Source organism: Bdellovibrio sp. HCB2-146 (assembly GCF_047345725.1).
Lineage (GTDB): Bacteria > Bdellovibrionota > Bdellovibrionia > Bdellovibrionales > Bdellovibrionaceae > Bdellovibrio.
Genome location: NZ_JBLEQP010000002.1, coordinates 174,063 through 193,211, shown reverse-complemented (window position 1 = coordinate 193,211; position 19,149 = coordinate 174,063). Strand labels below are relative to the sequence as shown.

Here is a 19,149-nt window from a genome sequence, read left to right as displayed (position 1 = left end):
CTTATAATCCTGAGCGGCGATAGTTTTCTACAATCCAATTATGTATTTCTGGGCGCAAACTTGCAAAGGCCTTATTATCAGCTCCGTACAAAACGCGATTCGAGAGAACAATCACGCTCATATCCATTTTTGGATCATACCATACCGACGTACCTGTAAAGCCCGTGTGTCCAATAGAATCCAAAGAGAAGTAACTGCCACAACTTGCAGTTCCCGGTGTTGGCATCATATAGCCCATCGCCCAGTCACCCTTTCCTTCAGGAAGAGCACGCTTCGCAAACAACTGTGCGGTCTTCTGACGAATCGAATAGCGAGCAATACCAAGAATTTGCGAGCGTAAGTGCAAGGAATACCAACCCACATCATCCACACTTCCAAAGAGTCCCGCGTGCGTTGAAACACCGCCTAGAGTCCAGCAGTTCAAATCGTGAACTTCACCTTGGACAAGCTTACGACGCAGTGGACATTCTTCTGTTGGAGCAAAAAGACTTTGTTTCAAAGGCAATTGATTGCCTGGGTGGAAATCCAAAGTCGTTCCAGAATAGAATTTATTTTTGATATCCGTCCAAATCTCGAGAAGTCCTTTATCGTAAAACTTCTCCAGGACAAATCCTAAAACCCAAAAGCCAACATCGGAATAAACCGCGGTCTCTTTTTTCTCAACTGGCAAAGATTCGAGGATCTTACGAAGCTTTTCTCTTTTAACAGTTTCACTTTCTGTCCAATTGATTTGCTCATAAAGAGGCGTCCACCAAACTAGACCAGAAGTATGAGTGAGAAGTTCAGAGAGTTTGGTTTCTTTATGCTGAAACCAAGGCAAGACATCTGAAACTTTTGTTTCAAAGTTCCATTTACCCAATTCAAATGCCTGCATCATGGCCTGGGTCGTAAAAATCACTTTCGTGAGGCTAGCTAAATCATAATAAGGATAGGTGTTGCCAACCGCCACATCACAAATAATACGACCACCTTGATAAGCTCGAACCATCACACCAGGCGTGGTGTCGCGGATGCGCTCTTCAAGTTGCTTCATCAAATTTTTCTCTAGGACTGAGAACTTCATTAAGGACGTCCTCCTGTTTGAATAATTAAGTGACCGCGCCCTGCTTCAACATTGAGTACGCAGGGAGTATTAAACGGAATAGGTCTTTGGATCGTACCATGGCCAGCCTGCATTCCAGAAAACACCGGAATATCCAAATCATCTGCCCAACGTTTAAAGACTTTATTAAAATTGTTTTTACCTGTCGCAGGCTCCGCACCGCCAAGGAAATCTCCCAGCAAAATCCCATGACATTTTTTTAAAACGCCACCCTGACGAAATTGCTCTAACATGCGGTCAATGCGATAACCGCGCTCTCCCCAATCTTCGAGGAAAAGCAGTTTATTGTCGGCATTGATTTGCCACGGAGTTCCCATCGAGCTCTGCAAAGTCGTCAGATTACCGCCGACGATTTTCGATTTTAAATTTCGAACTTTTTTTGCCGCATCATTAAGTGGTTTTAACTTCTTAAACTCAACTTCAGTTTGCTGGCCAAAGAAAATACGATGCAATTCTTTTTCATCACGCGGAGGAACAACTCCACGCCCCATGCGATCAAGAATCGGAGAATGAAAGACCGGCCAACCCCATTCTTGAATAATGAACGTCTGCAATGAGGTGACATCACTGAGACCAATAAGGAGTTTTACTTCCTTTGGCTTTTTCATTTTCGCCATCATCGGCAACAAGCGATTGCTGCCGTATCCACCACGCAAGCACCAAATCACGCGGGAGTCCTTGGCTTCCAAAGCATTTTTCAAAAACTGAAAACGTTCTTCATCTTCGTTTGAATGCAAGAAATGCGGTTTGATCAAATTTTTTGGAATACGAGGAACAAGCTTCCATTTCAAAAGAAACTTGCGAGACCCTTCGATCTCTTCAGCCGGCGACGGATATCCCGGAGATATCGCATCAATCACATCTGATTCTTTAAAAAACTTCCAGTAAGGCATTATTTAACTTTCTTCAAAATTTCGCGCACGGATTTCTTATGTTTCTTTCCTGCGAAAATTTCCTCAATCTCACGAGGTTTCAATAGTTCGCTGACAGTCTCATCCGACATCAAGCGATCTTTGAGATGCTCACCGTATCCCAAAGAATGACAAAGTCTTTGCACCAAAGCGTAAGCTTCTTCACGAACCATTCCTTTTTGAACCAGCGCTAGAAGCACATGTGAACTAAAGAGCTGACCTTGAGAACTTTCGATATTATCCAGCATCCGCTTTTTATTTACATCCAAACCGTCCAACAAAACGCTCATCCGATGAACAGCGTAGTCAGCCACAATAAATGCATCCGGGAAAATCACGCGCTCAACGGAAGAATGACTGATATCGCGCTCGTGCCACAAAGCCACGTTTTCCATCGCTGACACGGCATAACCGCGGAGCAAGCGTGAAAGACCCGTGATATTTTCAGCACTGATGGGATTTTTCTTATGAGGCATCGCCGAAGAACCTTTTTGACCCTTCGTAAAACCTTCAGTCACTTCACCCACATCACTGCGTTGTAAGTGACGAAGTTCCACCGACAGACGTTCAAGGCCGGTTCCCAACAAAGCCAAAGCAGAAATCATTTCCGCATGGCGGTCTCTAGGAATCACTTGAGTCGCAATTCTTTCAGGAACAAGTTTTAATTTTTTTGCAACAGCAGCTTCAACTTTCGGTGGTTGACTTGAGAACGTACCAACAGCACCACTCAATTTACAAACACGCATATTGTTCAAAGCATCTTTCACGCGTTTTTTATTACGGCGAGTTTCTTCAAGAAATCCTGCCATTTTAAAACCAAATGTCGTGGGTTCCGCAAACATCCCGTGAGTGCGACCCGCGCAAAGCGTGTCTTGATGTTTGTTCACCAAAGTCTTCAGAGATTTCTCTAAGTTCGTAATCGTTTGCAGTAAGAGTGCACCGGCTTCTTGGACTTGCAAACTAAAGGCCGTATCAAGAACGTCCGAAGACGTCATCCCATAGTGAATGTATTTTCCGTGAGGGCCGACATTTTCGGCAAGATTTGAAACAAACGCGATCACATCGTGCTTGGTTTCTCTTTCAATCTCGGAAATTCGTTTAACACTAAATCGCGACTTTTTACGAATGGCTTGAGCCGCTGCTTTTGGAATAATTCCCATTGTGGCTTGAACTTCGGCCACTGTGATTTCAACTTGCATCATCTTCGCAAAACGTTGATCTAAATCCCACAAAAGTCCCATCTCTGGACGGGTGTAACGCTCGATCACTGCTCTTGTTCCTTTCGTTTTGCTTTTTGCTCTTTCAGAAGTTTTTCTTTCCACCAGTTGGAGAGCTCTACACGGATGGTTTCATCGTTTTCAAAATAAGCACTCCACGCATAGTGAGGCCATACCTCAGGACCACCGAGATAAAGATTCTTTTGAATGCTTTTGCCACGGCGGGCTTCGTCTTGCTCTGCAAACACCGGATGGCGAGGAGCCCCGAGTTGCGCATAAGTATAATAATACTCTTGCGGGAAGCTCAAAACCTGAGGTTCTGACAAAGACATGCGAGAAACTAAAATTTCACGCATGCGCTTACTGCGATCTGTGAGATATTCTTTGTTAAATCTTTGCACCGTCGGAATTCTCATCCACACGTCAAATTGATCTGGCAAAGATGTTCGTTGAAGCACCATCATATTTTCATGAGTCCACGGGGACTCTCTATCTTCCAACATCACAGTGTGAAGCGGAAGACTGTCGCGCTCAAAACAAGACTGCAAACCAACGCGGTAACGAACCCAGCACCATTCAGATTCCAAGGCGCCCTCTGGGAAGAAATATTTCCCCAGACGTTCGTTCATAAAATACGTCTCTTCACTCGATAACATCCAAACAATTTGCTCCAATCGGAACAATCCTTGCTTTTCCCCCGCCAGCTCTAAACCTGTAACAGATTTTCCCGAACCGAAGGACACGTCGACAATTTGCTGGGGACGGAGAACTTCCACGCCTTTGCTTTCAAGCCACTGAAAGGATTTTTCAAGTCCTGCACGCGTACTGCCACGGACTAAGAATGAAGAAAATAGAGGAAGTGCTTCGCCTTCTAGAGCAGATTTAGCATTCGGCGCGTAGGTACTACCTGCCCATTGGTGCGCAAAATGCCACAACCAAGATTTTTGAAATGAAAACGACGAAGCGCTTTTGTAAATTGCTTTTTGAGTTTTTTCGGTTTGATTGCTGAGCAGAAAATCTTGAATTGCGGGATGCAATTGCAACTTCTCGATTTTGAATTTACTCAAAGGACCTTTACACTCAATCGGCCCTTCTTTTAACCAAAGGGTAAATCCTTCTGGAACTTCCACAAACGGATCGTCTGCATAGAGGCGCTCTAATTGAGATTCCGAAATTCTTTCGTTACGAAAAAAACCAAACGGACCCTCAACATCTTCTGTTGGCCAAACACCTAACTTAGAAGAAACGTCCACCAATGTTGTTTTGATTCCTTCGTGAGCAAGACTCGCTGCTAACCAGTGCCCGCGACCATAGGCTGAAATAATAATAACTGGACTGCCAAGTTCCATGGTCGGAATGCTCCTCTAGCTGGTCTGCACTTCAGCTCAACTGAAGTAGTGAAAAAACGCGTAAGACTTCTGAACTATTAGAAAATCAGCGGCTTTTCTTGTCAACGACTCACACCGCATCAATTCACTTGCGACTCCCTTATTCGAAAGAACCCCGCTAGAATAAAAACACTTTCTGGAAAGGTCTTTATGAAACATCTGTTTTTAGCTCTTAGCCTCCTTGTGACAGCACCTACTTTCGCTGCATCTGCTCAGAACTTTTTTGAACTCTCTGCGACTGATATCAGCGGTAAGAAAGTTAATTTTTCTACTTACAGAGGCAAAGTCGTCCTTGTCGTCAACACGGCTTCCGAATGCGGCTTCACACCTCAACTCAAAGAACTGGAAGAAATGTACAAAAAATATGCAAGTCGTGGCTTCGTTGTCCTTGCCTTTCCGTCGAATGACTTTAAGCAAGAACCAGCTAGTAACGCAGATGTAAAAGCCTTTGCCGCAAAAGAATACGGAACGACTTTCCCATTTTTCGAAAAGGCCCCTGTCAAGGGCCCTGAGAAACAAGAAATTTATAAATTCCTGACTGAGAAAAAGCCGGGAGTTCTCTTTAAAGATGTCGCTTGGAACTTTGAAAAATTCTTGGTGAACAGAAAAGGCGAAGTGATCGAACGCTGGTCATCGATTACGAAGCCCTCAGCTGGCTCGGTCACAAAATCAGTTGAAAAAGCCTTGGCAGAACCGCTTTAAGGTTTGAGAAGTTCTCGTTTAATACTATCACTGGTTGGGAAATCAGGGCGCTTGATCAAAGCTTCGATCAATTTGCGATGATCTTCATAATCTTTTTGCGCGCCGGCCATGGAACGATTTTGACTGGCGCGAACTCGCAATTCGTCTTTTTCTCTATTCAAAGACTCAAAAATCGCCTGTGCTCGCTGATCGGATCGCAAATCCCTTGACTGAGTTTTAATAAAATACTCCGCAGCCTTATCGTAATCTTTTGCACCGGCATTGATTTTTGCAGCGACCCAATAGTCACGTTCGGTTTTGCCAACTTTCGGGTCCTTCATGATAGACTCTAAGTTTTGCGCCGACCTTTTGTAAGACTCAACGGAAGCCTCAATTTTTCCATCGCGCGCGGCTTTTTCGGCATCAAGCCTTAAAGAATTGGCCTTACTTCGAGTCGCAAAAACTTCATCTGCCCATTGACCTGTCACACCTTCACGCATCAAAAGCTCACGTTCGTAACGATCAAAACCCGCTCTTTCCAGAATCTTGGATTTTTCTCGGAGTTCCTGAGACGTATAACTGTAATAACCTCGACCAGAACCCGCACCCACTTCATGGGCATCGATAATGGCTTTTTTCTGCGCATCCGAGAGGACTCGCCCTTCCGCGCCCCAAATTTCAGTCAAACGTTTTTCCGCATAAGCGATGCGCTCTGTATTTGAAAGCTGACCCATTTTTCGTAAGCCCGAAAGTTTCGCAATTTTTGAAGCTTTCGCCGCCTTAAATGCGATGCCAGCACCTCCACCAAATGTGGTAGCAACTGAAGCAACTGCCTCGCAAAGCATCTCTCGGTATACTTGCGTGTTGTAACATTGAGGCTGAACTTTTAGATCCTTGAGAAGCTCTTTTGCTCTCTCAATAAGACCCGGCCCGACTTTTCTTTGAGCATCCCGATACGCAACAAATTCCTGCTCTTTCACATCTAGATTTTGTCCGCGTTTGCGCTGAACTTGCGACATCACTTGGTGATTTCTTTTCTCTCGAGCTTCTTGCAAACGAGCACGGATCATTCCGCAATGCATGTTTTCAAGTTGAGAATCAGAAAGCTTCGGAACTCGCAAAATTTCCGGGACGGCAAGATTGTAGTCGTCGAAAATCGCACGTTTGCTTACCGGATCTTTTGCGCATTCTTGCTCGGCCGCGATTTCTTTGCGCAGGTCAAGACCTTCAATCATCGAAACCCCGAGATCTTCAACAAAATTCCAGCCACCTTGGGCGCAGTCTTTTAAAAAACTATTCGATGTTTCAAAAGAAGTACCTTGAGACGAGCAATCCAATTGCTTGCGCAAGACTTCGCCGGGCTCCATTTTCGCGTAGAGGGCCTGACACTCGGAACTGTTTCGAGTTTCAACGCAGACTTTGTCTGAAAGTGCTTCCAGCTTACCCAGATTGTTTTCATGTGGATAACAAAGCTGATCTGTTTCCGCATAGGCAAAAACCGAAAGAGACCAGACTATTAGGAAGTATTTAAACTGCTTCATCTAAAGTCCTATCGGTTGAGCCGCTCTCAAATTAACGCCTCACCCCCACTTTCGCTTCGCTTTTCCCGGGGATCGTCTCATTATGAATCATAATGAGATTCTTCCCTTCAAGTTAGACACTTTTCTTTGAAGTTTTTCCCATTTTCATTCGATAATATAGGTATGGGGGAAGCTGTGAAAACCACGTCTTTAATTTCTCATCTCTTTTTGGCACTCGTTTTGGTGGGATGCGGACTCCTATTGTCTCATCCAGCACACGCTCAATCTCAATCCGACCAGAAACATTATCTTTTAGCACAATCAGATCCAGACGAGGCCTATGACCCGTTCACTGACTACAGTGAATTCGATGAAGAGTCTGACGAAGAAGCTGATATCAACTTCTTCCGTAACGGTCGCTTCTTTACAATTGGTTTGTCTGGCGGTTACCGTGGCTTCACTGGCAACATGGCCAATATCTATGATCCAGCTCCAAACTTTGGTATTTTCCTGAGCTACTTTTTCGATCTTCGTTTGGCTCTTTCCTTGGGATTCCAAACAGGCGATCACTCTGTGAAGTTCACAACTCAGAATAAAACAAACACCTACACAGGTAACGTGTCACTTTCCTCTTTAAACTTTGATTTGAAGTATTACTTGAACACGCAAAACGTAACTCGTGGTCTTGCCGATTTAAATCCGTACATCTTGGGTGGTATCGCGCAATTCTATCGTACTTATACCATCAACACTCTTGATGATTACGCGCGGGATGCAGCGATGGGCTTCGATATCGGTGCAGGTCTAGAGATCCCACTCATGCGTAAAAAAGCTTACCTCGGTATTCAAGCAGCTTATCACTATGTGAACTTCGGTGATGAAAACAAATCTTTTGTCACAACGGGTGAACGCCTTGATGAAACGATCACAGGCGACTTCTATGACCTACTCTTCATCATAGGAATGAACTTCTAATCTCGTATTAATTTCTATTTGCTGAAGAGCAAATCAATGACTTGTAAAAGGAGGCCCAGTCCGATCACAATGGGCCCTCCCCACCAGATAATAAATTTCCAGTGCGGATACATGGTGTAACTCACGAACTTATCTTTATCGATAAAGCTCGCCTCTTTTTCTTTCTCGCTGGTTCCACGTAAGAATGTCACCAAGATTCCCAATGTCACCACTGGTAAAATCCAGTTGATCAATAAAGAATCCAAGGACTCAATCAACGACCGATTGCCAATACGAACAGTTTTAAAGAGAGAACTTGAAAGAGCCGGGAAAATCGCCAATGCCAGAGCAATAAGACCTGAATACCAAGTCGCACGTCCCCGCTCCATTTGTTTACGGGCATCCACCCAGTTCGAAACGACAACTTCCAACAAACCGATACTGGCATTCAGAGCCGCCAAATACAAACACGCAAAGAACGCCAATCCAAAAAGAGCGCCCCCACGAATCGACAATAAATATCTTGGCAAGACTTCAAACATTAAAGCCGGATCCGTTAACGGCACATTCGAGGCTTGAAATGCGACTGGAAAAATCATCACCACCGCAACCAATGACAACGCCGTATCTACCAAGGCTACACGGAACCCTGCTGTTGGAACATGATCCGACTCCCGCATATAAGAACCGAAAGTGACCATGGTCCCAAACCCCACAGAGAGAGTAAAAAACACGTGACCTAAAGCGTGCCCCAAAGATGACAAAGTGAGTTTTGAAAAATCAGGATAAAACAGGAAACGCAAAACTTCTGGAGTTGAAGGCAGAGAGAACGAACGGAAAAGCAAGATCGCAACTAAAACTGCAAATAATGGCATCAAGGAGCTGATCCAACGCTCAAGTCCTTCCTGCACACCCTTCACCACCACAACAACGGTGATCAACAGATGCACGGAAGCCAGCAAGAGCTGCAACCAACCATTGGACATCAACGACGCCAGATTGGTTTTATCAACAGCCATTTCAGGACCCGCAAAAAGACTCACTAAAAACTGAGTCATGAAATGCAGAACCCATCCACTAATCACGGCATAATAGGAAAACACAACGATACTGAGGATCACGGCAAAGCGACCACTCCATTTAAACCCAGTACCTGCACGCTGGCTAAGTTGCTGGGTGGCCACGATCACCGATTTACGAGAGTTTTTCCCGATCATCAGTTCCGCGATCAAAAGTGGCGCGCCAATCGCCAGTGACATAAAAACATAGAGCAGGATAAAGGCCCCGCCCCCGTTTTCACCCACGACATATGGAAAGCGCCAAAGATTTCCCAGGCCACAGGCAGAACCAATGGCCAAGATGTAAAATCCAAAGCGCGTACGCCACGAACCGCGTTTAGCCATTCGAATCGCCACCACGACGGGACTTCATACAGAAGATACGAATCGGCATCCCGTGAAGATCCCAACGTTCCTTGATGTTCTTAATCAAGAAACGACGGTACGAATTCGTCACACCATCTGGATGATTTGCAAACGCAATAAACGACGGTGGTTTTTGATAAGTTTGAGTCAAGTAGTAGAACTTCACATTCGTTGTTCCCCAAACCGGAGCTGGAGCCTTACGAATTGTTTCAAAGAAGAAGTCATTCAACTCTGAAGTTGGAACGCGGAAACTCAACTGTTCTGAAACTCGTTCGATCATTGCAAATAAGTCGTCAATACCTTGACCCGTTTTCGCACTCGTAAAAACCACGTTTACGTCATCGAAAAAGTGAAACTCGCGCTGAACTTGTTCTCGGAACGTTTTGCGATACTCCGGAATCTCACGACCACCTAAGTCTGATTTATTCGCCACCAAGATCACACCTTTGTGATCTTCTAGAATCGCTTGCATGATACGAGCATCCTGGTCGCTTGGACCTTGAGTTCCGTCGACCATCAAAAGCACGATATCGGCTCTGCGAATTGCTTCTTGAGACTTAAACGCGGAGATGATCTCTAGATCTTCTTCACGTTTTGCAGAACGACGCAAACCCGCTGTATCAACCAAAGTGTACTTCTTGCCGTTGTACGCAAATGGAGAGTCGACAGAGTCAATCGTAGTCCCAGCTACGTCTGATACGATCATGCGGTTGGTACCTAAGATCGCATTACAAATAGAACTCTTACCAACGTTAGGCTTACCAACGATGGCGATGTTCGTGCCCTCTTTCAGAGTCATCACTTCCGTATTGATTTGGCCTGTGATCCACTCAAGGATCTCAGCAATACCACGGCGTTGTTCAAAGGCCGCAGTGACCATATCGACACCGAATTCGTAGAAATCCGCTTTTGCCATTTCTTCGTCAGTGATTTTATCAATTTTATTTAAAACCAAAAGAAACGGTTTACCTGACTCATTGGCTACGCGAATGATGTCACGGTCTTCAGGAACAAGTCCTGCACGACCATCCATCACGGCCACGATCATATCCACAGAATCTAAAAATTCTGTGACTTGTTCACGGATAAGTTTAGAGAAGATATCTCCTGCTTCCGTGATACCGCCTGTATCGATAAGATCAAAGTTCTTACCCCAGATTTCAACGGGCTCAATGATAATATCACGAGTCACCCCAGCTTGGTTTTTTACAACGGCCTTACGAGTTTCTGTGACGATGTTAAACAATGTCGATTTACCGACGTTGGGACGACCGATAATCGCAACTTTGGGTGCGAACTCAGTCTTCTGATTTTGCTGCATATCCCAACTCCTTCATCATTCTTTTATTTTCAAACCATTCAGGTTTCGCAATGACTTTCAAATCCAAGAAAATCTTAGAATCCAAAAGTTTTTCAATTTCTTTACGTGCTTCCATGCCGATTTGTTTGATCACAGCGGCTTCTTTACCGATCACGATCGCCTTGTGGCTCTCTTTAGAAACGATAATTTCCATGTGAAGTTTTGGCATTTTGGACTCTTCGTCGAACTTGATCATACGAACAGCCATCGAATATGGAACTTCTTGATGTAGAAGCTCAAAGCACTTTTCACGTACGATTTCAGTCGCCATTTCACGCACGTTTTCGTTTGTGAAAAGCTCAATATCGTAAAGTGGTGCTGGACTCTCAGGCATCAACTCCAAGAACTCAATCAAAAGAGCATCGCGCTCTTCTGCATCTTTTTTAGAATCTTTCGCCGAGAAAGAAAGCACTTTGCCTTTTTTCTTTTCAATCATGTCTTTCAAAATCATCACACGGTGACTTTTTTCTGCCAAATCCGTTTTCGTAATCACGGCAATCCAAGGTTTTCCACTTGCTGCCACCATATCGATGATTCTTTCAGCATCTTCTGGTTTTTGTTCATCAACGCTCACAACCGCAATCAAAGCATCCGAGTCACCGATCACTTCTTTCGCTTCTTGAGCCAAGAACGCATTCAAACCTTTATCAGCTTTGATCACGCCCGGAGCATCCACGAATACGATTTGTCCTGCGTCTGAGGACCAAATGCCCAAAATACGACGACGTGTTGTTTGCGGTTTTGAAGAGACAATGGATACCTTCTCATCAACCAAATAATTCATCAGCGTGCTTTTGCCAGCATTTGGCTGCCCGATGAGTCCTAGAAATCCTGCTTTGTATCCCATTTAATTTGTCTCCTTCAACCGCTCAACTAGCGCGTTTTTTGCCGCTACTTGCTCGGCGTTCTTCTTACTTTTTCCACGGCCTTGGGCCCAAACTTCGTCCTTCACTTTAACACAAACTAGAAATTCCCGTTCATGTGGAGGACCTTCTTCTGCGAGCACCTCATAACGAGGCGTCTCTTTCATCGACTTTTGTACCAATTCTTGTAAACGCGTTTTGTAGTCACTCTCAAAATCTGCCTGACCACTGCAAACACGAGTACACAGTTTTTCGAATTCTTTTCGCAAATACGTACGAGTCACTTCAAAACCCGCATCCAGATACAAAGCACCCACAAGCGCTTCAAAACTAGATGAAATCAAGCGAGGCTTGGAGTCACCACCGGTCTGGATCTCGCCTTTACCAAGCTGCAAAAGCTTATTAAGACCCATCTCGATCGCCAGCTCCGAAAGAGCATTCTCATTCACAATACTGGCGCGTTTTTTAGACAGACCGCCTTCTGTGTCTTGAGGGAATTTCTCGTATAGAAACTCTCCCACAACCAGGTCAATCACCGCATCACCAAGGAATTCTAACTTTTCGTTATGCTCCGTCGGTGTTTTTAATTCATTTGCATAGCTTTTATGAGTCAGAGCTCGCTCAAGAAGCTGAGGATTTTTGAACTTATGTTGAAGGCGTTCTTCTAAAGACTTCATACCTTCACCTCCGCTACCAAGTGACCTTCCATGTGTTGTTTATTAGAGTGATCATACCCTGTTACAACCAGATCCACCTCTTGGCCCGACCAGTGCTCTAGGAAGCTTTCAGCACCCATGATATCCACTGGCCAGTAGTCGTGACTAAGACCTTGTCCGCCTTTAGCGGCGTTTTTCAGAACCAGAACTTTTTTAGATGTTCCGATTTGTTTTTTTGCTTCTGCTTCATAACGACGAAGACTCAATTCACGCAATCTCTGCGCACGCTCGGCACGAACATGCGGATACACAGATTCTTCCAAAGCAGCGGCGCGAGTTCCTGGGCGTTCACTATAAGGGAAAACGTGGATTTTCGTCCAAGGAAGCTCAGCCAGAGTATTGTAAGTATCTTGGAATTGTTCTTCTGTTTCAGTTGGGAAACCGACAATCACATCCATACCGATAAAAGCACCTGGCACCTTTTCAGCAATGGCCAGCAAAGACTTACGAACATCGTCTTGCGTGTATTTGCGCTTCATATGGAAAAGCACATCGGTGTTCGCACTTTGAATGCTCATATGGAAATGAGGACACATGCGAGGGTCTTTATAGAGATCCAACAAGCGCTCTGTCACTTCCACCGGTTCAAGCGACGACAAACGGAAACGTGGCACTTGGGTTTTAGCGAGAAGATTTTCGATCAAATCTTCAAGAACATATTTTTTGCCGGTTGAATCATCTTCGTAATCCCCGATATGCACGCCTGTCAGAACAACTTCGCGAGCGCCTTCAGCGTAAAGATCATTGATACGTTTAACCAGTTCGGAAACAGGAATACTGCGACTTTTACCGCGCGCATAAGGAATAATACAATACGTACAGAAGCTGTTACAGCCGTCTTGGATTTTTAAGAATGTGCGCGTGTGTTGGCTTTCAATACCACCACCGGCTTCCAAATCTTCTTTTTTAAAGATATTGGACTTAAAGACTTTTTCAGTCAGTTCACCTTTGAAATGCTTATTCAAAAGTTCAGGCAGTTGACCCTTATGAGAGTTTGCCACAACCAAGTCAGCACCTGGTAGATTCGAGAACGAACCCGTATCCACTTGCGCCGCACAACCTGTCACGACAACCGTACAGAACGGGTCTTTAACTTTAAGACGTCTTATGTAACGGAGAGCTTCTTTCGTTGCTTCCGCCGTTACCGCACAAGTATTCAGGACATGAATGCGCGCCGAAGAATCACCGCGCACCACAGGTGCAAAGCCGTTTGAATTCAGATTTTTCTGAATCAAGCCGGCATCGTAAGTATTCACCTTACAACCGAAGGTGTGTACCTGATACTTTAGAGAGTGATCCATCCGCCCCCCATAAGTTGACGATCACGATAGAACACAGCTGCTTGCCCCGGCGTCACCGCACGTTGGGCATCTTTAAATTTCAATTTATAACCAGTTTCAGTTTTCAAAACTTGCGCCGGAGAAGCTTTGTGCTGATAGCGGATTTTCACATTCATCATCTCGCCATCTTGGATTTCGCTTAGCAAATGCAAATCCACGACGTCCACTTCATGAGTGAACAAATGAGATTCATCACCCACCCAAACTGTGTTGTCTTTTGCGTCGATTTTAATCACGAATAATTTTTCGTGATAATCCATACCAAGACCTTTTGATTGTCCATAGGTGTAGTTATGAATTCCATCATGAGGAGCCATCACTTCGCCAGTTGGGAAGCGTTTGATAAAACCTTTTTTCGTATCAAGAACGGCTTTATCAACTTGGCCTTTGATAAAATTTTGATAGCCGATATTTCCAACAAAGCAGATACCTTGAGAGTCTTTTTTGCGAGCTGTTGAAAGCCCCATACGCTCAGAATACGCGCGAACTTCAGGCTTTGTCATATCGCCCACTGGGAATTTCAATTTCGGAATCAAATTTGGATCAATTGTGAACAAGAAATACGTTTGGTCTTTCCAATCATCCGTCGACGTGTGAATAGACGCTTGACCTTTGTCATCGTAAACGATTTTTGCATAGTGGCCTGTTGCCAAATAATCGCAATCAAGCTCTTTCATTTTACGAACCAAGTGGTCAAATTTCAGATACGTATTGCAGTTCACGCAAGGAAGCGGTGTTTGCCCTTCCAAGTATGCTTTTAAGAATGGATCAATGACAGATGCTTTGAATTTCGCTTCACAGTTTAAAACGTAAAACGGAATTCCCAAACGATCTGCGACAGACCTTGCATCGTCAACGTCGATGCTTGAACAACAAGTCCCGTTGCCTTCTTCGATATCACATGTGGAATAATCCCACACTTGCATCGTAGCCCCGATCACTTCATAACCTTGTTCGACTAAGAGCGCAGCCGCGGCAGAACTGTCCACGCCTCCGCTCATAGCAACAAGAACTCTCCCTTTAGACATGGTAAGAATCTCCTTCTCCTTCATTCAGTGTGCGCAGTCTTTGCACCACAGTTTTTAATGCTTCAATAAATCCATCGACTTCAGCTAAAGTCGTTTCCCATCCAATGCTGAGACGCAAACTGTTTTGCGCTTCTGCACGAGTCAGTCCCATTGCTAAGAGCACCGGACTGGGCTCTGGGTTTCCGCTTGAGCAAGCAGCTCCCGTTGAAACCGCGTAACCTTGAATATCAAGAGACATCAACATCGTCTCCCCGTCCACACCTTGCAAAATCAAAGAACTTGTATTCGGCAAACGTGCTGTCTCCCCGGCCGTCACCGTCACGTCAGCAATTTCCGCCAGAATGCGTTTTTCCATATAGTCGCGCAGCGTTTGCAATTCCTTGGCTTTTTCAGCAACTGTCGACAAGCGACGAGCCGCTACACCTAAGGCGCCAATGCCAAGAGTATTTTCCGTGCCCCCACGGCGGTGACGCTCTTGTGCGCCCCCGTGAATCAAGGAACTGACGTTGTTCCCCTTTTTCACATATAAAAAACCAGTACCTTTGACAGAATAGAATTTGTGTCCCGAGAATGATGCAAAATCCACATCCAGGTCGCGAACATTCAAAGGCAATTTCCCAAACATTTGCACAGCATCCGTATGAAAGAGTGCCCCCACGGCGTGCGCTTTTTTCGCAAGCTCTTTAATCGGGAACAATGTGCCTGTTTCGTTATTCGCGCTCATAACTGATACCAATGCTGTGCGCTCACTCAAATGCGATTCAAAGAACTCCATATCGAGTTCGCCCTTACGGTTCACAGGAATATAATCAACTTCCGCGCCGAGAGCTTTTAAGTGTTCCATAGTCTTCATCACGCTTGGATGTTCGACGGCAGAACACATGTAGTGATTGCGGTGTTTTTTATCCGCAGAAACAAATGGACCTGTTTGATAGTAATCGAACAAGCCTTTCAAAACTGTGTTGTTAGATTCACTGCCACCTGAAGTGAAAATGATTTCAAGTGGGTGCGCATGAATATTATCAGCAATAATTTTGCGCGCATCACGGATGATGTTTTTTGGTTGTCTTCCCGCCCAATGAATTGAACTGGCGTTCCCCCATGCGGACACGATTTCAGGCAAAGCCTCCTGGACCTCGCGACTCACAGGAGTCGTGGCATTGTGATCAAAATAGTGGAAGACTTTGGTCGAGTTCATAAGCTGCGGGAAATTAGCACATTTTATAAGTATTGAAAACCATTAAGAGAATATGGGAGTTTTGGGCTGCCTAGGACCTGGCCAGGACTGAAATAAGTTCAGGGGTTTTTCACTCAAAAAGCCCCTAAAGCCCTTATGTTCCTAGCTTTTTTGACCGATAAACAAGCTAATGAGCACAACCGCTTGGTATGAACATTTTAAAGAAAAGCTTGATGGCCTTCAAGAAGACTTCGCCAGTAGCCATGCGAAAGTAAGCCTATTGGTCTACGCCTTCCAGATTGAGCGCATCAGTTCTGAGGAATACTTGTCTTGGGCGATGGCTCATTACCAACTACCTAAACTTCAAAGTCGATTTTTTTTAGAGACTCCTCCATCCCAGGAAATGTTCGCGAAGTGGGCGACCCATTATCTATGGTCGGCGGAGTGTCTGCCTGTGGCGGAGTGGGATGGGTCGCTTATCGTGGCGTGTCTCCAACCGCCGCAGGATTTTCCTTCATCTCTGAACGTTATTCCGGTCCTTGCATCTGTGGAAGATCTTGCGAAAGCTTGGGAGTCTTATCACAAAGAAGAAGAACTTGCGATTCCGACAGCGGAAACTCAAAGCGTTCCTGAAGGAATTGATTTATCTATGGCAACTGTTGTTCATCCGAACAAATCAGATGCCTTTAGCATTGAAGATTTAGGCATTGATTCATCTGATGACTCATCTCCTTCTGTTGACGGTGAAGAGTCGGAAGATGCCGTAGCGGAAATTGCTCCAGAGGAAGCTCTTGAGGGTTTAAGCTTCGACGCTCCCACAACACTCGTGAAGCTTGAGTCACTTGCTCCATTGGCGGGTGAACAAACTTCGACGGGACTTATCAAAACAGAACCTGTTGCAAAAGCAGAAGTTTCTGATGCGACAGCTATTTTCAAGCCAACAACTCCGGACACAGAGCCCTTAACTCTGTCTTCGATTCCAACACCTGCACCGGTTTCAACACCGACTCCTGCACCTGCCGTTGCCAAAGCAGCTCCGGTGATTCCTCCGCCTCCACAAAAGAAGGCTGAAGAAACAAAAGTCGACGATAAAACCAACACAGGTATTCGTACAAGAGATGTTGCTGGAACAGCAGCAGCGGCTGCCGTCGCTGTTCTTCCCGTCAATCCTCAAGCGAAAGCAGCAAAACCATCCTCGAACCCAGGTATGGATGCCAGCTTCTGTCTTGAAAGTTTGAAAAAGAAAAATGCTTCGCTAGACGAGAAAGTTAAAACAACTTTCACGGAAATGAAGAGCCACTTTGAGAAATCTTTGATCCTCACTTTGGATGAAAAAGAAAGTCAGTTACTAGTTTATGCTTGGGATGAAAGTTTTAAAGGCGTTCGCGATCCTTCGATCCGCGTGCCTTTACGCCTGCCAAGTATCTTCAATATCGTGGCTTCAACTCAAAAGCCTTTCCACGGGTACATCTCTTTGAATGAAATCAATGAGAAGTTCTTTGAGGATTGGAATCAAGGCCGAATCCCAGACCACGTCACCATCACACCGTTAATTTTGGGTGAAAAAATGGTCGGCATGCTCATGGGATTCGCTGAAAAATCAGCTTATAACAAAATGTCCTTGGGTCTTGCAGAAAGACTTGCGACTGATTTTGTTAAAAACCTTAAAGCTGCTTAAAACTGAGCGACCATTCCTAAAGTCGCTGCAAATCCTTCACTGTAATAGCTGTATGACTGCTCATAGCGGTAATCTGTGACGTTATCTAAACGCAGATACACTTCAAAACTTTCATTCAGATACTGGCTGGCTGACAAGTTCCCAATCACATAACCTGGAAGCTCCGTATAAGTCGTTGAGCCGTTTTTATCAGAGCGAGGACCTACACCTACGATTTCTGCCTGAATCTGGAAGGATTCCCAAGTGTAGCCATAACGAGCGCTACCAGACACCAGCGGACGACGAATCAACCATTGCTTATTCGTTTCATCCCAAGGCTCTTGATAGCCGGCGACTAAGGAAACTTGATTGTTGGGATCAATTGTCCAACCGTAAGCGGCTTCCACACCTTTGGTGTTGGATTTACCAATGTTATAGAACTTACGAGGAGTACCTTGAGTTGCCATCAAGTTTGAAAACTCTGTGTAGAACACCGTCATCGAAGCATTCATGCTGTCGTTTAATTTTTGCTGATGGCTCAATGAATAGCTGACAGATTTTTCTGCTTCTAGATCTGGATTTCCGTAAGAGCTGTACAATTGAAATAACGAAGGTGATTTAAAACCTGTTGCAACTTCAAATTTTGTGTTTTCCTGAAACACAAGTCCCAACTGCCCCGTTACAACTCCGTCTTCGTATTCCCAAGTTTCAAAGCGCCCACCGAAAGAAGCCTTAATTCCTGAACCTAAATCTTGATCGTACTTAGCAAAAATTCCTCTTAGTTCAGAGAAGACATCTGAAGCCACCAGTCCCTGATCCGAATAACGCATTTGTTCTTTTGTGTATGAAGCACCCACATCAAGTTGCGAGCCTTCAAGGTCAAGAATGCGAGCTTCGCCACGCACTTGAGTTGTTTGTCCTTCGTAAACCTGATGAGTCAAGATTGGGTTTGCAACACTGACGGGTTGATCGTAAGTGCTGTAGCTCCATTGATGACTGACCCCTAACTGCGGTTTGAATTGATTTTTTGTAGAACCAGTTACAAGTGAAACGCCTGTTTGCTCATTCGCGATTTCAAAATCATCGGCATCGATGATTCGAAAACTTGGATAGCTCGTACTGGCAGAAAAAGAATCATCCGCCAGATAAGTCGCTTTACCTTGAATAAACCATTCCGCATCTCGACGGTAAGATAGATCAGTCGCCACGTTTTTGCTTGGATAGATTTTGTTAGAGTCTAGGACGGGAGAGCGGTTGTTTTTCTGACCCAAGCGAGCGTTCGCCGAAAAAACACCTTCCACCATCGTTGTTTGATAAGTCGCACCCACGTTTGCTTTATCAAATGATCCAACCTCTGCGATCACTCTTGGTTTGCGCGGCGTTTTTGGGATTGTTGTGATTTTAATGACACCGCTCATCGCTTGACCACCAAAAAGGACGGACTGACTTCCTTTGATGATTTCGATTTTTTCGACCGTGCGGATATCGAGATTATTCAAATTAAATGTTCTTTGAATGGTTGCCGCATCATAAAACGGAACGCCATCAATTAGAATCAAGACATGCCCAGAGTCTCCACCGCGAATGAACAGTGAAGACGGTTGAAACGGCGTGCTCGAAGCTGAGATGTTTGCCTGAGTCGAGAGCAACGTTGTGATGTTAGGGGCTTTTGACTTTTCAATTTGTTCGCGATCAATCACAACTTTGTCAGAAGAATTGAAAATCGTTTCCTGAACGACAGTTTCAAATTCCTGAGCTTTCGCTATGAAAGCGTTTAAAAGAACGGCTGCTAACAAAATACTTTTCTTCAT

General features: G+C 44.9%; 16 protein-coding genes. 3 read left to right on the top strand and 13 right to left on the bottom strand.

Going from position 1 to position 19,149, the window contains the following annotated elements:
• Position 1 precedes the first annotated feature (1 nt).
• The 4 genes from ACLWOR_RS11850 to ACLWOR_RS11835 are packed head-to-tail and all read right to left on the bottom strand — an operon-like array spanning position 2 to position 4,579.
• Positions 2 to 1,063, bottom strand: a complete 1,062-nt coding sequence (locus ACLWOR_RS11850) for a serine hydrolase domain-containing protein (RefSeq protein ID WP_413940948.1) — start codon at positions 1,061 to 1,063, stop codon at positions 2 to 4.
• Positions 1,063 to 1,995: a S66 peptidase family protein gene (locus ACLWOR_RS11845; RefSeq protein WP_413940947.1), complete on the bottom strand. Its 933-nt coding sequence runs from the start codon at positions 1,993 to 1,995 to the stop codon at positions 1,063 to 1,065. The genes ACLWOR_RS11850 and ACLWOR_RS11845 overlap by 1 nt, the downstream gene beginning before the upstream one ends.
• The gene (purB, locus tag ACLWOR_RS11840) at positions 1,995 to 3,281 is read right to left on the bottom strand and encodes an adenylosuccinate lyase (protein WP_413940946.1); all 1,287 of its coding nucleotides are present in this window, start codon (positions 3,279 to 3,281) and stop codon (positions 1,995 to 1,997) included. Before purB ends, ACLWOR_RS11845 begins: the two co-directional genes overlap by 1 nt.
• Complete coding sequence (locus tag ACLWOR_RS11835; RefSeq protein ID WP_413940945.1) at positions 3,278 to 4,579, bottom strand: hypothetical protein; 1,302 nt, start codon at positions 4,577 to 4,579, stop codon at positions 3,278 to 3,280. Before ACLWOR_RS11835 ends, purB begins: the two co-directional genes overlap by 4 nt.
• A 189-nt stretch (positions 4,580 to 4,768) precedes the next feature.
• Here ACLWOR_RS11835 and ACLWOR_RS11830 point away from each other — a divergent pair, with 189 nt between their 5' ends.
• The gene (locus tag ACLWOR_RS11830) at positions 4,769 to 5,320 is read left to right on the top strand and encodes a glutathione peroxidase (protein WP_413940944.1); all 552 of its coding nucleotides are present in this window, start codon (positions 4,769 to 4,771) and stop codon (positions 5,318 to 5,320) included.
• Here ACLWOR_RS11830 and ACLWOR_RS11825 read toward each other — a convergent pair.
• The gene (locus ACLWOR_RS11825; RefSeq protein WP_413940943.1) at positions 5,317 to 6,840 is read right to left on the bottom strand and encodes a hypothetical protein; all 1,524 of its coding nucleotides are present in this window, start codon (positions 6,838 to 6,840) and stop codon (positions 5,317 to 5,319) included. The genes ACLWOR_RS11830 and ACLWOR_RS11825 overlap by 4 nt on opposite strands.
• Positions 6,841 to 7,002: 162 nt before the next feature.
• Between ACLWOR_RS11825 and ACLWOR_RS11820 the strand changes: the two genes are divergently transcribed.
• Entirely contained in the window at positions 7,003 to 7,794 is a 792-nt protein-coding gene (locus ACLWOR_RS11820) for an outer membrane beta-barrel protein (RefSeq protein ID WP_413940942.1), read from the top strand.
• 14 nt (positions 7,795 to 7,808) lie between these two features.
• Here ACLWOR_RS11820 and ACLWOR_RS11815 read toward each other — a convergent pair whose 3' ends face one another.
• The 7 genes from ACLWOR_RS11815 to ACLWOR_RS11785 are packed head-to-tail and all read right to left on the bottom strand — an operon-like array spanning position 7,809 to position 15,702.
• Positions 7,809 to 9,176 carry a sodium-dependent transporter gene (locus ACLWOR_RS11815; RefSeq protein WP_413940941.1) on the bottom strand — a complete coding sequence of 456 codons (1,368 nt, stop codon included), beginning with the start codon at positions 9,174 to 9,176 and terminating at the stop codon, positions 7,809 to 7,811.
• The gene (gene der / locus ACLWOR_RS11810; RefSeq protein ID WP_413940940.1) at positions 9,169 to 10,518 is read right to left on the bottom strand and encodes a ribosome biogenesis GTPase Der; all 1,350 of its coding nucleotides are present in this window, start codon (positions 10,516 to 10,518) and stop codon (positions 9,169 to 9,171) included. Before der ends, ACLWOR_RS11815 begins: the two co-directional genes overlap by 8 nt.
• Positions 10,496 to 11,404 (bottom strand): GTPase Era, encoded by a 909-nt coding sequence (era, locus tag ACLWOR_RS11805; RefSeq protein WP_413940939.1) that lies wholly within the window; start codon positions 11,402 to 11,404, stop codon positions 10,496 to 10,498. Before era ends, der begins: the two co-directional genes overlap by 23 nt.
• On the bottom strand, positions 11,405 to 12,097 hold the full coding sequence (gene rnc / locus ACLWOR_RS11800; RefSeq protein WP_413940938.1) for a ribonuclease III: 693 nt from the start codon (positions 12,095 to 12,097) through the stop codon (positions 11,405 to 11,407). It lies immediately after the preceding gene.
• On the bottom strand, positions 12,094 to 13,437 hold the full coding sequence (gene mtaB, locus ACLWOR_RS11795) for a tRNA (N(6)-L-threonylcarbamoyladenosine(37)-C(2))-methylthiotransferase MtaB (RefSeq protein ID WP_413940937.1): 1,344 nt from the start codon (positions 13,435 to 13,437) through the stop codon (positions 12,094 to 12,096). The genes rnc and mtaB overlap by 4 nt, the downstream gene beginning before the upstream one ends.
• Positions 13,422 to 14,504: a tRNA 2-thiouridine(34) synthase MnmA gene (mnmA, locus tag ACLWOR_RS11790; RefSeq protein WP_413940936.1), complete on the bottom strand. Its 1,083-nt coding sequence runs from the start codon at positions 14,502 to 14,504 to the stop codon at positions 13,422 to 13,424. The genes mtaB and mnmA overlap by 16 nt, the downstream gene beginning before the upstream one ends.
• The gene (locus ACLWOR_RS11785) at positions 14,497 to 15,702 is read right to left on the bottom strand and encodes a cysteine desulfurase family protein (RefSeq protein ID WP_413940935.1); all 1,206 of its coding nucleotides are present in this window, start codon (positions 15,700 to 15,702) and stop codon (positions 14,497 to 14,499) included. The genes mnmA and ACLWOR_RS11785 overlap by 8 nt, the downstream gene beginning before the upstream one ends.
• A 169-nt stretch (positions 15,703 to 15,871) precedes the next feature.
• Here ACLWOR_RS11785 and ACLWOR_RS11780 point away from each other — a divergent pair, with 169 nt between their 5' ends.
• Positions 15,872 to 17,359 carry a hypothetical protein gene (locus ACLWOR_RS11780; RefSeq protein ID WP_413940934.1) on the top strand — a complete coding sequence of 496 codons (1,488 nt, stop codon included), beginning with the start codon at positions 15,872 to 15,874 and terminating at the stop codon, positions 17,357 to 17,359.
• Here the strand turns inward: ACLWOR_RS11780 and ACLWOR_RS11775 are convergent.
• Positions 17,356 to 19,149, bottom strand: a complete 1,794-nt coding sequence (locus ACLWOR_RS11775) for a TonB-dependent receptor plug domain-containing protein (RefSeq protein ID WP_413940933.1) — start codon at positions 19,147 to 19,149, stop codon at positions 17,356 to 17,358. The genes ACLWOR_RS11780 and ACLWOR_RS11775 overlap by 4 nt on opposite strands.

What these genes read in the sequence shown, in the direction of transcription:
- ACLWOR_RS11850 (WP_413940948.1), bottom strand. Translation starts at nt 1,063, where the DNA reads ATGAAGTTCTCAGTCCTAGAGAAAAATTTGATGAAGCAACTTGAAGAG.
- ACLWOR_RS11845 (WP_413940947.1), bottom strand. Translation starts at nt 1,995, where the DNA reads ATGCCTTACTGGAAGTTTTTTAAAGAATCAGATGTGATTGATGCGATA.
- ACLWOR_RS11835 (WP_413940945.1), bottom strand. Translation starts at nt 4,579, where the DNA reads ATGGAACTTGGCAGTCCAGTTATTATTATTTCAGCCTATGGTCGCGGG.
- ACLWOR_RS11830 (WP_413940944.1), top strand. Translation starts at nt 4,769, where the DNA reads ATGAAACATCTGTTTTTAGCTCTTAGCCTCCTTGTGACAGCACCTACT.
- ACLWOR_RS11825 (WP_413940943.1), bottom strand. Translation starts at nt 6,840, where the DNA reads ATGAAGCAGTTTAAATACTTCCTAATAGTCTGGTCTCTTTCGGTTTTT.
- ACLWOR_RS11820 (WP_413940942.1), top strand. Translation starts at nt 7,003, where the DNA reads ATGGGGGAAGCTGTGAAAACCACGTCTTTAATTTCTCATCTCTTTTTG.
- ACLWOR_RS11815 (WP_413940941.1), bottom strand. Translation starts at nt 9,176, where the DNA reads ATGGCTAAACGCGGTTCGTGGCGTACGCGCTTTGGATTTTACATCTTG.
- der (WP_413940940.1), bottom strand. Translation starts at nt 10,518, where the DNA reads ATGCAGCAAAATCAGAAGACTGAGTTCGCACCCAAAGTTGCGATTATC.
- era (WP_413940939.1), bottom strand. Translation starts at nt 11,404, where the DNA reads ATGGGATACAAAGCAGGATTTCTAGGACTCATCGGGCAGCCAAATGCT.
- rnc (WP_413940938.1), bottom strand. Translation starts at nt 12,097, where the DNA reads ATGAAGTCTTTAGAAGAACGCCTTCAACATAAGTTCAAAAATCCTCAG.
- mtaB (WP_413940937.1), bottom strand. Translation starts at nt 13,437, where the DNA reads ATGGATCACTCTCTAAAGTATCAGGTACACACCTTCGGTTGTAAGGTG.
- mnmA (WP_413940936.1), bottom strand. Translation starts at nt 14,504, where the DNA reads ATGTCTAAAGGGAGAGTTCTTGTTGCTATGAGCGGAGGCGTGGACAGT.
- ACLWOR_RS11785 (WP_413940935.1), bottom strand. Translation starts at nt 15,702, where the DNA reads ATGAACTCGACCAAAGTCTTCCACTATTTTGATCACAATGCCACGACT.
- ACLWOR_RS11780 (WP_413940934.1), top strand. Translation starts at nt 15,872, where the DNA reads ATGAGCACAACCGCTTGGTATGAACATTTTAAAGAAAAGCTTGATGGC.
- ACLWOR_RS11775 (WP_413940933.1), bottom strand. Translation starts at nt 19,149, where the DNA reads ATGAAGAAAAGTATTTTGTTAGCAGCCGTTCTTTTAAACGCTTTCATA.